This is a genomic window from Mariniflexile litorale (genome assembly GCF_031128465.2).
Classification (GTDB): Bacteria; Bacteroidota; Bacteroidia; order Flavobacteriales; family Flavobacteriaceae; genus Mariniflexile; species Mariniflexile litorale.
In genome coordinates, this window is the sequence record NZ_CP155618.1 from 138,630 (window position 1) to 152,917 (window position 14,288).

At 32.5% G+C, this 14,288-nt stretch carries 6 protein-coding genes; all 6 read left to right on the forward strand.

Going from position 1 to position 14,288, the window contains the following annotated elements; genetic code table 11:
* The first annotated feature begins 10 nt into the window (after positions 1-10).
* Positions 11-2,299, forward strand: coding sequence for a GH92 family glycosyl hydrolase (locus QLS71_RS00670; RefSeq protein WP_308992386.1), 2,289 nt, complete (start codon positions 11-13; stop codon positions 2,297-2,299).
* Positions 2,300-2,366: 67 nt separating this feature from the next.
* The gene (locus tag QLS71_RS00675) at positions 2,367-3,347 is read left to right on the forward strand and encodes a glycoside hydrolase family 43 protein (protein ID WP_308992385.1); all 981 of its coding nucleotides are present in this window, start codon (positions 2,367-2,369) and stop codon (positions 3,345-3,347) included.
* Between the two features lie 21 nt (positions 3,348-3,368).
* Complete coding sequence (locus tag QLS71_RS00680) at positions 3,369-5,663, forward strand: GH92 family glycosyl hydrolase (protein ID WP_308992384.1); 2,295 nt, start codon at positions 3,369-3,371, stop codon at positions 5,661-5,663.
* A gap of 92 nt (positions 5,664-5,755) precedes the next feature.
* The gene (locus QLS71_RS00685; protein ID WP_308992383.1) at positions 5,756-8,089 is read left to right on the forward strand and encodes a GH92 family glycosyl hydrolase; all 2,334 of its coding nucleotides are present in this window, start codon (positions 5,756-5,758) and stop codon (positions 8,087-8,089) included.
* A 42-nt stretch (positions 8,090-8,131) separates the two neighbouring features.
* Positions 8,132-10,954 carry a family 78 glycoside hydrolase catalytic domain gene (locus tag QLS71_RS00690; protein ID WP_308992382.1) on the forward strand — a complete coding sequence of 941 codons (2,823 nt, stop codon included), beginning with the start codon at positions 8,132-8,134 and terminating at the stop codon, positions 10,952-10,954.
* A gap of 173 nt (positions 10,955-11,127) precedes the next feature.
* A complete protein-coding gene (locus QLS71_RS00695) occupies positions 11,128-13,656 on the forward strand; it encodes a family 78 glycoside hydrolase catalytic domain (protein ID WP_308992381.1) in 2,529 nt (842 codons plus the stop codon).
* The last annotated feature ends 632 nt before the right edge of the window (positions 13,657-14,288 follow it).

Consider the following 14,288-nt stretch of genomic DNA (forward strand, 5'->3'; position numbering starts at 1 on the left):
TTCAATCCGTATGAACATTAAATTATTAATTGTCATTTTATTTTTTTCTTCTTTTTCTGTAGTTGCTCAACCAAAATTAAAAAACCTAGTAGATTATGTTAACACACTACAAGGAACGAATTCTAAACACGAATTAACTAGAGGAAACACCTACCCTACTACGGCGCTTCCTTTTGGAATGCATACATGGACACCCCAAACAGGAAATAATGGAGATGGTTGGAAGTATCAATATTTTAAGAAAACAATAAGAGGTTTTCAACAAGCACATCAATGTAGTTCTTGGAGTAATGATTATGCCGTTTTTTCTTTAATGCCTGTCACTGAAAAGCTAACCTTGAATGAAAATGAAAGAGCTTCAAAATTTAGCCATGAAAATGAAATAGCTAAACCGCACTACTACAGAGTATTATTAGATAATGGTATTACTACTGAAATAGCTCCAACAGAACGTGGTGCACATTTACGGTTTAAATTTCCCAAAAAACAAGATGCCTATCTTGTATTAGATGGTTATACAGGGGTTAGCGAAGTAAACATAGACGTTAAAAAGCATCGCATTACAGGCTATGTAAATAACGGACGTGGTATGCAACGCTTCAATGGAAATTTTAAAAACTATTTTGTAATTCAGTTTGATAAACCTTTCAGCGCACAAGGTATTTGGGACAATAATTCAAATAAAAAATGGGACAATAAACTTTCCGGAAAAGGAAAAGGCATTGGAGCTTATCTCAAATTTAAACAAGGACAATCTGTACAAGTAAAAGTAGCCTCGTCATACATTAATTTAGAGCAAGCTGAATTAAATTTAAATTCAGAACTAGAAAACCATAAAAATCTAGAATCAACAAAGAGAGCTGCAAAAAATGTATGGAACCAACAACTCAATAAAATAGTTGTTGAAGGAGGTACCGAAGAACAGTTCAAAACGTTTTATTCTTGTTTTTTTAGAGCGAGTTTATTTTCCCGTAAGTTCTATGAGTTAAATGAAAAAGGGGAACCTTATTATTACAGTCCGTATGATGGTAAAATCCATGATGGTTATATGTATACTGACACGGGTTTTTGGGACACTTTTAGAGGTCAATTTCCACTAAACGCTTTAATGGAGCCCACGATGCATGGGCAATATGTAGCTGCATTATTAGACGCTTACGACCAATGCGGATGGCTACCCTCTTGGTCTTTTCCTAGTGAAGCTGGAAGTATGATTGGTAATCATGCTATTTCATTATTAGCTGATGCATGGGCAAAGGATTTAAAAACATTTGATCCTCAAAAAGCCTTAGATGCATATTTTCATGAAGCTACTAATAAAGGCCCTTGGGGTCCCGCCAATGGCCGTGGTAATTGGAAAGATTATTTTACTTTAGGATACATACCTTATCCTGATGTTGGAGAAGCAACGGCCAAAACTTTAGAATATGCTTATGATGATTTTTGCGGATATGCGTTAGCAGAAATGACAAACAATAACTTTTATAAAGATATTTTCTCAAAACAAATGTACAATTACAAAAATGTGTACGATCCTAAAGTTGGATTTATGAGAGGAAAACAAAAAGATGGAAATTGGGTGCCTAATTTTGATCCTTATGAATGGGGTGGTCCATTTACCGAAGGGAATGCCTGGCATTATGTATGGTCTGTTTTTCAAGATCCAAAAGGACTGATTGATCTTATGGGAGGTGAAGAAAATTTTAATAAAAAATTAGATTCCGTTTTTACCGTTCCAAATACCGTACATGTGGGAACCTATGGTGGTAAAATACATGAAATGACCGAAATGGAAATGGCAAACATGGGGCAGTATGCACACGGCAACCAGCCTATACAACATATGCCTTACCTCTATAATTATTCTGGGCAACCATGGAAAGCACAAGCCAGAACTAGAGATATTATGGAAAAATTATATAATTCAACTGAAAATGGATACCCTGGTGATGAAGACCAAGGACAAACCTCCTCATGGTATGTACTCAGCGCTATGGGATTTTATAGTGTTTGTCCTGGAACTAATGAATATGTTATGGGAAGTCCCGTTTTTGAAAAAACAACCATCCATCTTGAAAATGGAAAAACATTTGTAATCCATGCCAATGGAAATTCTAAAGAAAATGTGTACATAGACTCCGCCCAATTAAATAATAAAAACTTCACTCGTAGTTATATAACGTACCAAGAATTGGTTGCTGGTGGTATTCTAAATTTGGAAATGAGTAAAACTCCAAATATAATAAGAGGAAGTAAGGATGCAGACAAACCTTTTTCCTTATCAGATTCTAAAAAGTAACTATTTTAAACAAAAACTAAATCGTTTTACTTAAATTATTATTATATTTAGTCCAATATATTAAAGAATGAAAAAAACGCTTATCTTATTATTTATCATTAGCATATTAAATTCTTGTGACGAGTCAAAAAAAAAGCAGTCATTATCTGGAAACCCCATATTTTCAGGATGGTATGCTGACCCTGAAGGGATTATATTTGAAAATAAATATTGGGTTTACCCTACTTATTCTGCTCCTTATGAAAAACAAGTTTTTTTAGATGCATTTTCTTCTAAGGACCTTACTAATTGGAATAAGCATGAAAAAATAATAGATACTAGTACTGTAAAATGGGCACATAAAGCTATGTGGGCGCCTTCTATTATAAAAAAAGACAATAAATACTTTCTCTTTTTTGGAGCAAACGATATTCAGAATGATCATGAAATTGGAGGCATTGGTGTCGCAATTTCAACTACTCCAGAAGGTCCTTATAAAGATTATTTAGGAAAACCTTTAATAAATAAGTTTCATAATGGAGCACAACCTATAGATCAGTTTATATTTAAAGATAATAATGATCAGCACTATCTTATATATGGAGGTTGGGGACATTGTAATATTGCCAAGCTTAATGATGATTTCTCCGGCTTTTTTCCCTTTGATACTGGTGAAACATTTAGGGAGATTACTCCAGAAGGTTATATTGAAGGGCCTTTTATGTTTATTCGAAACGGAAAATATTATTTTATGTGGTCCGAAGGCGGATGGACTGGTCCCGATTATAGTGTTGCCTATGCCATAGCTGATTCGCCTATGGGTCCGTTTAAACGGATTGGAAAAATATTAGAACAAAATAAAGAAATAGCTACTGGAGCTGGGCATCATTCTGTAATTATAACTCCTACAGATGATAAATACTATATAGTATACCATCGTCGACCATTAACCGAAACTGATGAAAATTCCAGAGTAATCTGTATGGATGAAATGCTTTTTGATGAAAATGGATACATCATTCCCGTAGTCATTACAAATGAAGGTGTTAAACTAAATAAATTAAATTAAAAATATCATTAAACAATTCGCATGAAAAAACCATTATCAACACTCATTGCATTTATTGCATTTTTTCAATTTTTACAAGCTCAAAACAATCAAATAGCTAAAATTGACAATCCCGTAGATTGGGTAAATCCATTAATGGGAACGGATTCTGACCCAGGCTTATCGAATGGTAACACCTACCCTGTAATAGCGATGCCTTGGGGTATGAATTTTTGGACTCCTCAAACGGGTAAAATGGGAGATGGATGGGCTTATACATATAATGCTCATAAAATAAAAGGCTTTAAACAAACTCACCAACCATCACCTTGGATGAACGATTATGGTCAATTTTCAATCATGCCAATTAGTGGAAAATTACGGTTTAAGCAAGAGGAACGTGAAAGTTGGTTTTCACATAAGGCTGAAACAGTTTCTCCCTATTATTATAGTGTTTATTTGGCTGACCATGATATTACTACTGAAATTACTCCAACAGAAAGAGCAGCAAGATTCCGTTTTACCTTTCCCGAAAACAAAGAATCATATATCATTGTTGATGCTTTTGACAGAGATTCTTACGTAAAAATAATTCCTGAAGAGAGAAAGATAATTGGTTATACGACTCGTAATAGCGGTGGTGTCCCAGATAATTTTAAAAATTATTTCGTAATTACATTCGATACAGAATTTGAAATATCAAAAACATTTAGTGAAGCTAAATTGACGGATTCTTTAGAATCTAATTCCAAACATGCTGGCGCAGCCATTGGTTTTAAAACCAAAAAAGGACAAATCGTAAATGCCCAAGTAGCTTCCTCTTTTATTAGCTACGAACAAGCTGAAAGAAACCTTAAAGAAATTGGTAATAATGATTTTGATCAATTAAAAGAAAAAGGAAAAAAAATATGGAATCATGAGTTAAGTAAAATTGAAATTGAAGGAGCGACCCCAAACCAAATTGGAACTTTTTATTCTTGTTTATACCGTTCTTTACTGTTCCCTAGAAAGTTTTTTGAATACGATGCTAATGGAAAAGTAATACATTACAGTCCATACAATGGTGAAATTCGTGACGGATATATGTTTACGGATACGGGATTTTGGGATACATTCAGATCTTTATTCCCTTTCTTAAATTTAATGTATCCAGAATTAAGTGCACAAATGCAAGAAGGTTTGTCTAATGCATACGATGAAAGTGGATGGTTACCAGAATGGGCAAGTCCTGGTTTACGTAATATTATGGTTGGTAATAATTCAGCTTCTGTAGTTTCCGATGCATATTTAAAAAATAATGGATCATACAAATATGATATTGATAATCTATATCAAGCATTAATTCACGGTGCAAATAATGCAGGCCCTATGACAGCTGTTGGTCGTGCAGGAGCTCCATCATATAACAAATTAGGATATGTTCCTTTTGATATTGGACTTAATGAAACTGCTGCAAGAACTTTAGAGTATGCGTATGACGATTTTGCTATTTATCAATTGGCTAAAGCTTTAAAAAAGCCTCAAAAAGAAATTAACCTATATAAAGAACGCAGTTTAAATTATAAAAATTTATATGATTCTGAACACAAATTAATGCGCGGCAAAGATAGTAAAGGCCAATGGAGAACACCTTTTAGCCCCTTTGATTGGGGTGGTGATTTTACGGAAGGAAATAGCTGGCATTACTCCTGGTCTGTTTTCCATGATATGCAAGGTTTAATTGATTTAATGGGTGGTCAAGAAGCATTTGTTTCTCAATTAGATGAAGTTTTTTCATTACCGCCTGTTTTTGGTGATAAATATTATGGCGGAGTTATTCATGAAATTCGCGAAATGCAAATTGCTGACATGGGACAATATGCACATGGTAACCAACCAATTCAGCACATGATTTATTTGTATAATTATGCAGGACAACCTTGGAAAACACAATATTGGGTTCGTGAAACTATGAATAGAATGTACAACCCCAATCCAGATGGTTATTGTGGCGATGAAGATAATGGACAAACATCTGCTTGGTATGTATTCTCTGCTATGGGATTCTATCCTGTAGCACCTGCAACAGACCAATATGTGCTTGGAGCACCATTATTTAAAAAGACAACTATTCACCTTGAAAATGGTAAAAAAGTGGTTATTAATGCTGAAAATAATAACGCTGATAACCGTTATATAAAAACGATGAAATTTAATGGGAAAAATCATTCTAAAAACTGGATAAGCTATAAAGAGTTAATAAAAGGAGCTGTTTTAGATTTTGAAATGACCGACAAACCAAATAAAGAAAGAGGAATTTCTAAAAAAGATTACCCCTACTCGCTTTCTAATGATTAAATATAATTAAATCTAGTTAATAGTATCTTGGGTTCTTATCGTTTATCATAATCTAGAACCCAAGATTTTTTTTACTTATCAAAATAAATATTGTGCAAAAAGATATCCTTAAAAGTACCCTAGTAATTATAACGATACTTATGTTTAGCTGTCAAAATAATGAAAATAAAGAGTCCTCTAATAACTTAGAAGATTATGCAAAATTTGTAGACCCCATGATTGGTACTGCAAAAATGGGTCATACGTATCCAGGAGCTACAGTTCCTTTTGGTAGTGTACAATTAAGTCCAGATACAGACACCATTCCTTATGCCGTAAATGGCCGTTACAATCCAGACGTATATAAATATTGTGCTGGATATCAATATGAAGATAGTACTATTGTAGGCTTTAGTCATACACATTTCAGCGGAACTGGACACTCCGATTTGGGTGATTTTTTAATTATGCCTACAACAGGAGATTTAAAACTAAATCCTGGTACTCAAGCAAATCCAGATAGTGGTTACCGATCTCGCTTTTCTCATAAAAATGAACAAGCTTCTCCGGGGTATTACAGCGTTTTATTAGACGATTATAACATTAAAGCAGAAATGACTGCTACTACTCGTGTAGGAATGCATCAATATACATTCAACAAAAACGAAAAAACACATATTATTTTAGATTTAATGTCTGGAATTTACAATTATGATGATAAAAATGTATGGACATTTGTTAGAGTAGAAAATGACACCTTAGTAACAGGTTATCGCCAAACCAATGGTTGGGCAAGAACAAGACGTGTATATTTCGCCATGTCATTTAATAAACCTATTATAAACTATGGTAGAGCTCGTTACGACAAACAACCGTATAATGGCTTTTGGGGACGATTTAACCAATCTGAAAATTTCCCTGAAATTGCAGGCGAAAAAATTAGAATGTATTTTGATTTCGACTTAAAAAAGGAAGAAAAACTACAAATAAAATTTGCCTTATCACCAGTTAGCTCTAAAGGGGCTCTGGCTAATATGAAAAAAGAAACTCCTAATTGGAATTTTGAAGAAGTTCATAAAAACGCCAAATTAGCATGGAATAAAGAACTAAATAAAATCCAAATTAAATCAGACGACACTGAAGAAAAAACAAATTTCTATACGGCAATGTATCATGCGTTTTTAGGGCCAACAGAATATATGGATACTGACAACAACTATACGGGCTTAGACATGAATACACACCAGGCCGAAAACTTCACTAATTATACTAGTTTTTCTCTTTGGGACACTTACAGGGCTTTACACCCACTATTTAATATTCTGCAACCAGAAAGAAATTCAGATATGATAGCTTCCATGATAGCCCATCAAGAACAAAGCGTGCATGCTATGTTACCCATATGGTCGCATTATGCAAATGAAAACTGGTGTATGATTGGGTATCACAGTGTTTCTGTTATCGCAGATGCCATTGTAAAAGGAAACACCAATTTCAACACAGATAAAGCGCTTGATGCTTGTGTACAAACAGCAAGAACTAGGTATTTTGATGGTATTAGATATTATATGGATATGGGTTATGTACCGGAAGATAAAAATGGGGCTTCTGTTTCTAAAACATTAGAATATGCTTATGATGACTGGGCCATTGCTCAAGCTGCTAAAAAATTAGGAAAAGAAGCTATTTACAACGAGTTTATAGAGCGTTCTAAGAACTATAAAAATGTCTTTGATGCAAAGTCGGGATTTATGCGCCCTAAACTAAGTGATGGTAGTTTTAAAGAAAATTTTGATCCTTTAAATACACATGGACAAGGATTTATTGAAGGAAATTCTTGGAACTATAGCTTATACGTTCCTCATGATCCAACAGGCATGATTAAACTGATGGGCGGCAATGAACGTTTTACAACTTATTTGGATTCTTTATTTACAATGGAACTACCAGACAAATATTTTGAGCATACTGAAGACATCTCTCGTGAAGGTATTATTGGAAATTATGTTCATGGTAATGAACCATCACATCATGTGGCGTATTTATATAATTGGACAAATACTCCATGGAAATCACAAGACAAAATACGGATGATTTTAGATGAAAAGTATAAAACAGGTGCTGATGGATTGAGTGGCAATGATGATTTCGGACAAATGAGTGCTTGGTATATATTTAGCTCATTAGGTTTTTACCCTGTAGCTCCTGGGTCTGTTGACTATGCATTAGGGAGTCCGTCTATTTCAAATGCTGTGATAAATTTGGATAATGGTAACACTTTTCAAATCACTGCAAAAAATCAATCTGCAAAAAATGTATATGTCGAAAAAGTAGAATTAAATGGAAAAGTTTTAAAAAGACCATTTATAACACATGATGTATTAATGTCGGGTGGCAATTTAATTTTTTATATGTCTGAAAAACCAAACTTAAAATTATATAAATAAACCTAATACATACTGTTTATACTTCCAAATAAAAAAATTAAAATGCAATTACTCCATGTAATAAAAGTTATATATCAAAAAGCACATTTTATTAATCCACAGAAGTTGCTTTCCTTTTTCTGTTTTTTTTTTACCATTAACCTTATAAGTGCTCAACAAATAGAAGTCACTAAAAGTTTATGTGAAAACAAAATAAATCCCATTGGAATAGAAACAGATGCTCCAAGGCTTACTTGGATACTTGCGTCTAGTAAAAGAAACGTAAAACAATCGGCATATCAAATTCAAGTTAGTGAAAAAGAAAAGTCCTTAAAAAATACTATTTTATGGGATAGTGGTAAAATAATTACAGACCAATCTGTACATGTAAATTATAACGGACCAAAATTAATTTCATTAAAAAAATATTATTGGAGGGTTAGAGTATGGAATCAAAATAATAAGGTTTCTAAATGGAGTACTATTAACACATGGCAAATGGGGCTTTTAAATATTTTTGATTGGCAGGCTGAATGGATTGAAGTAAGCTCAGAAAAAAGTGAGAATCGTCCAAGCCCTTTATTTAGAAATAAATTTAAAGTTACTAAAGAGATAGAATCTGCAACTGCTATTATTACTTCTCATGGTTTATATATCGCTTACATAAATGGAAAAAAAATTGGCGATTCATATTTTACTCCAGGCTGGACCAGTTATAATAAAAGATTACAATATCAAACCTACGACGTTACAAGTTTACTACAAAAAGGAGATAATGCCATAGGAGCTATATTAGGAAGTGGTTGGTATAGAGGAACTTTAGCCTGGGAAGGAAATAAAGATTTATATGGTAAAAATTTAGCGTTGCTTTTACAAATAAATTTAAAATATGCTGATGGTACATCAGAGACTGTTGGAACAAATAAAAACTGGAAAACTACTACGGGTGAAATACTAACTTCTGAGATTTACAATGGTGAGTTAATTGATGCGAGGCATAAAAAAAAAGGTTGGAATCTTCCAGATTACAATGATCAAGATTGGAAGTTAGTTCATGTGGTAAGTCTTGATAAAAATTATTTGGTTGCAACTATTAATGAACCTATCCGAAAACAAGAAACCTTTAAACCTATTGATGTTATTATTACTCCAGAAGGTGATCACGTATTAGATTTTGGACAAAACTTAGTTGGGTTCGTACAAATAAAAGTGAAAGGTAAAAAAGGAGATGAAATTACCCTAAAGCATGCCGAAATTTTAGATAAAAATGGTAATTTTTATACAGAAAACTTAAGAGCCGCCAAACAAGAAAATAAGTACATTTTAAATGGAGAAAATGTAGAAACATTTGAACCTCATTTTACCTGGCAAGGTTTCAGGTATGTTAGTGTAAAAGGCATATCTGGTAAAATAAATCCTGAAAATTTCACAGCCGTAGCACTTTACTCTGATATGCAGCAAACAGGAAGTTTCACTACATCAAATGAATTAATCAATAAATTGCAACATAATATTGAATGGGGCCAAAAAGGCAATTTTTTAGATGTTCCTACAGATTGTCCTCAAAGAGATGAACGTTTAGGATGGACAGGCGATGCTCAAGTATTTTTTAATACAGCATCCTTCAACATGCAAGTCGATAATTTTTTTGCTAAATGGATGAAAGATGTGGAGGCAGATCAATTAAAAAACGGAAGTGTTCCACATGTAATCCCTAATGTACTAAACTCTAATGATTCTGGTTCAGCAGGTTGGGCAGATGTTGCCACAATCATTCCTTGGGATATGTATCTTAACTATGGCGATAAAAAAATCTTAAAAGATCAATATAACAGTATGAAAGCGTGGGTAGACTATATAACGAGTCAAAGTAAGGATTTTTTATGGAATAGTGGAACCCATTTTGGAGATTGGCTTTATTATATCCCCGAGAAAAATGATACTGAAACTCGTTCTGCTGAAACAGATAAATTTTTAATCGCACAATGTTTTTATGCCAATTCTACACAAATAATGATTAACACCTCTCTGTTATTAAACAAACCTGATGATTTCGAAAGATACACAACTTTATTAAAAAATATTAAGCAAGCTTTTATAAAAAAATATACTTCTCCAGATGGAGTTCTTTCTTCTAACTCACAAACAGCTTATGTTTTAGCGTTGCAGTTTGATATGCTTCCAGAAAATATGAGAGCACAAGCAGCGAAACATTTAGCCGATAATATTAAGAGTTATGATTATCACTTAACCACAGGGTTTTTAGGAACTCCTTATTTATGTCATGTTCTTACAAGGTTTGGATATCATGATTTAGCATACACATTGTTAATGCAAAAAACATATCCTTCATGGCTTTATCCTGTAACGATGGGAGCTACCACTATTTGGGAACGATGGGATGGACAAAAACCTAACGGCGATTTTCAAACCCCAGCTATGAATTCTTTCAATCATTATGCATATGGAGCGATTGGAGACTGGATGTACAAAACACTTGGCGGTATAAAAAGCAGTACCAGCATTAGTGAAGTTGGTTATAAAAAAAGTATTATTAAACCATACATATACAATAAGTTAGTCTCAAAAAATGAAAATGAACAAACTAAAGATGAACAACTAACCATGATACAATCAAATTTAGAGACCTATTACGGAAAAATTAGTTCTCATTGGCAAAACAATGAAAACCAAATTTATATGGATATTACTATTCCTGTAAATACTAGTGCTGAACTTCATATCCCAAGCAATAATATTGAAAGTGTTATTGAAGGAGATTCTAAACTATCAAAAAGTGAAAATGTAAAAATTATAGAAACAACTTCTACTGAAATAATTGTCGCGTTGGGGTCTGGAAGCTATCATTTCACAATCAAAAAATAATTACAATGCTATTAAAAAACAAAACTATTCTTATAATTTTATCGATTTTTCTCTTAGTATTTTTTCTTTCTAACAAAAAAATAAATTCGGAAATTAAAGTTCAAAATTTACTTTGTGAATATTTAAAAAATCCAATAGGTCTAGATACTGAATCTCCTCGCTTTAGATGGAGTATGATTTCTAATAGAGCTGCAGCAAAACAAAAAAACTATTTTATATCTGTGGGAATAGATTCTGTAAAAGTATCCCGAGGAAAAGGTGAAATGTGGAGATATAATGGCAAAAACAATACTAATTCTTTAGTGATATATAATGGGGAAAAATTACTTCCTTTTACAAAATATTATTGGGGAGTAAGAATTGTAGATGATAAAAATACAAAAAGTGATTTAGTTATATCAAGTTTTGAAACAGGAATGATGCAGCAAAAAAACTGGACAGGTTCATGGATTACAGATCATAACGACACCTCTGTAAAACCCGCCCCCTATTTTAGAAAAACATATCCTGTTCAAAAAAAAGTAAAAAAAGCAGTTGCTTATATAACAGCAGCAGGGTTGTATGAATTATATATTAATGGAGAGAAAATAGGAAACCATCGTTTGGATCCAATGTACACTAAATTTGATAAGAGAAATTTGTATGTAACGTACGATGTTACAAATAAATTTAAGCAAGAAACAATTGCCTTGGGTGTCCTTTTAGGGAATGGTTGGTATAATCATCAATCTACAGCTGTTTGGAATTTTGACAAAGCAGGATGGAGAAATCGCCCCCGATTTTTATTGAATATAAGAATTACCTATGAAGATGGTACAACTACTATTTTATATACGGATGAAAGTTGGAAAACATCTTTAAGTCCAATTATTTTTAATAGTATTTATACGGCAGAACATTACGATGCGAGAAAAGAACAATTAGGATGGAATACTCCTGAATTTAACGATGAAGATTGGAAAAATTCATTAGTGGTAAATGCTCCTTCAAACAATATAGTTGCACAGGCACTAAAACCAATTAGAAATATTGAAGAAATAAAACCAGTAAGCCTACGTAAAATTTCTGATAAAAAATATATTTACGATTTAGGAAGAAATATTTCTGGTGTTACTCAATTAAGAGTTAAAGGAAGTAAAGGAACTGTTCTGCGTTTAACACACTCAGAGCAATTAAATGATTCAGGAGAAATAGACTTGTCTAATATAGATTTACATTATAGACCAACAGATGATTTAGACCCTTTTCAAACAGACATCTACACCTTAAACGGCAATAGAATAGAAACCTTTATGCCTAAATTTAACTATAAAGGTTTTCAGTATGTTGAAGTGATAAGCAATAAGCCAATTGAATTGACAAAAGAAAGTTTAGTTGGACAATTTATGCATAGTGGTGTTATTCCAGTAGGAAAAATAGAAAGTTCAAATGAAATCATAAATAAAATTTGGGAAGCTACTAATGCTTCATATGTGTCTAATCTATTTGGATATCCTACCGATTGTCCTCAACGTGAAAAAAATGGTTGGACTGGAGATGCGCATATTAACATTGAAACGGCTTTATATAATTTTGATGGTATTACTATTTATGAAAAATGGCTTGCAGACCATAGAGACGAACAAAAAGAAAATGGCGTCTTACCATCGATAATACCAACTTGGGGTTGGGGTTATGATTGGGGTAATGGACCTGATTGGACCAGTACCATTGCTATTATTCCGTGGGAAATTTATCAATTTTATGGAGACACCAGAGCCCTAGAAGTAAATTACCCAAATATTAAGAGATATGTAGATCATATCACTAAGATGAGTCCCTACGGAATTACAGATTGGGGCTTAGGTGATTGGGTACCAGTAAAAGATAAAACTCCGAAAGAGCTTACTTCTTCCATATATTATTTTGTTGATGCTACAATTTTAGCTAAAACGGCTAAATTATTAGGTAAACAGGATGACTACTTACACTATTCGCAATTAGCTGATAAAATAAAAAGAGCCATTAATAATAAATATTTAAACAAAGAAACGGCAATATACGGTTCTGGTTTTCAAACAGAATTAAGTGCCCCTTTATATTGGGGAATAGTTCCAGAGGGATTAAAATCAAAAGTAGCAGACAATCTCGCTAACAAAGTACTACAAGATAATAAACATTTAAATGTAGGGCTTCTAGGAACAAAATCAATATTAAATGCTTTAAGCGAAAATGGTTATGCAGATTTAGCTTATGAAATAGCTTCACAAGAAACATTCCCTTCATGGGGCTGGTGGATTAAAAATGGAGCAACGACACTTTATGAAAACTGGGATATTAAATCCAAAAGAGATATTTCAAAAAATCATATCATGTTTGGTGAAATTGGAGCATGGTTATTTAAAGGAATTGGAGGTATTTTTCCAGACCCAACTGCTCCTGGATTTAAAAATGTAATTCTGAAGCCTCATTTTGTAAAAGGTTTAGAATATTTTACTGCTAGTCATATAGGTCCTTATGGTAAAATTGAGTCTAATTGGACAAGACAAAACGAAAAAAATATTGATTATTACATTATTATACCTCCTAATAGTACAGCAACTGTATCTCTTAACGCTAAGTTTATCAAGTTAAAAGAGAAGCTTATCAAACGTTCTAATAGAGGTGGTTTTAGTATCCATTTAACTTCCGGAAAGCATCATTTAAGCATTACTGAATTCTAGTTATTCTAAAAAATATTAAAATTAGCAGTTAAGAATGAAACTTAAAAGCTTAATTCTTAACTGCTAATTTATTTAAACTAAAAAACACATAAATACCTTATTTTCAGATAAAAGATCCATGTAATAACCAAAATGACATCTAGTTAGTCGTATTATAAACAATTTGAAAAATGTAATTTATGACCATTAGAGGTAAAACATTACAAGAAACTGAAATAAGTGCAGATGTTTTTTTTATTGATATTAATGAAAGCATTAATTAACAAATACTTATACGCATATTAAAAAAGACCTCAATATAAATATTCGTCCAAACAAATGTAACAGGTATAATAATTTAGACTATTATTTTGATGAAAAATTATTTGAAGAATTTTATACTCTTGTACGACTAAATGCTTGGATTGGCTGTCTTCCTTAACTTTTAAATCGATTCGAAACAACATTAATAAGCTAGAAGGGCATAATTTAATAGCTTTATTATCCATTGGAATTAAGAAATTCTCCATAGTATAAAAATCAAAATAACTTTTATATTATGAAGAACAGGTATGTACAGGATAGTTATATCATTTAATCGTTTTAATTTTAAATATTAATTTCACTTTTTTTTACAAACTTAACTAAATCGT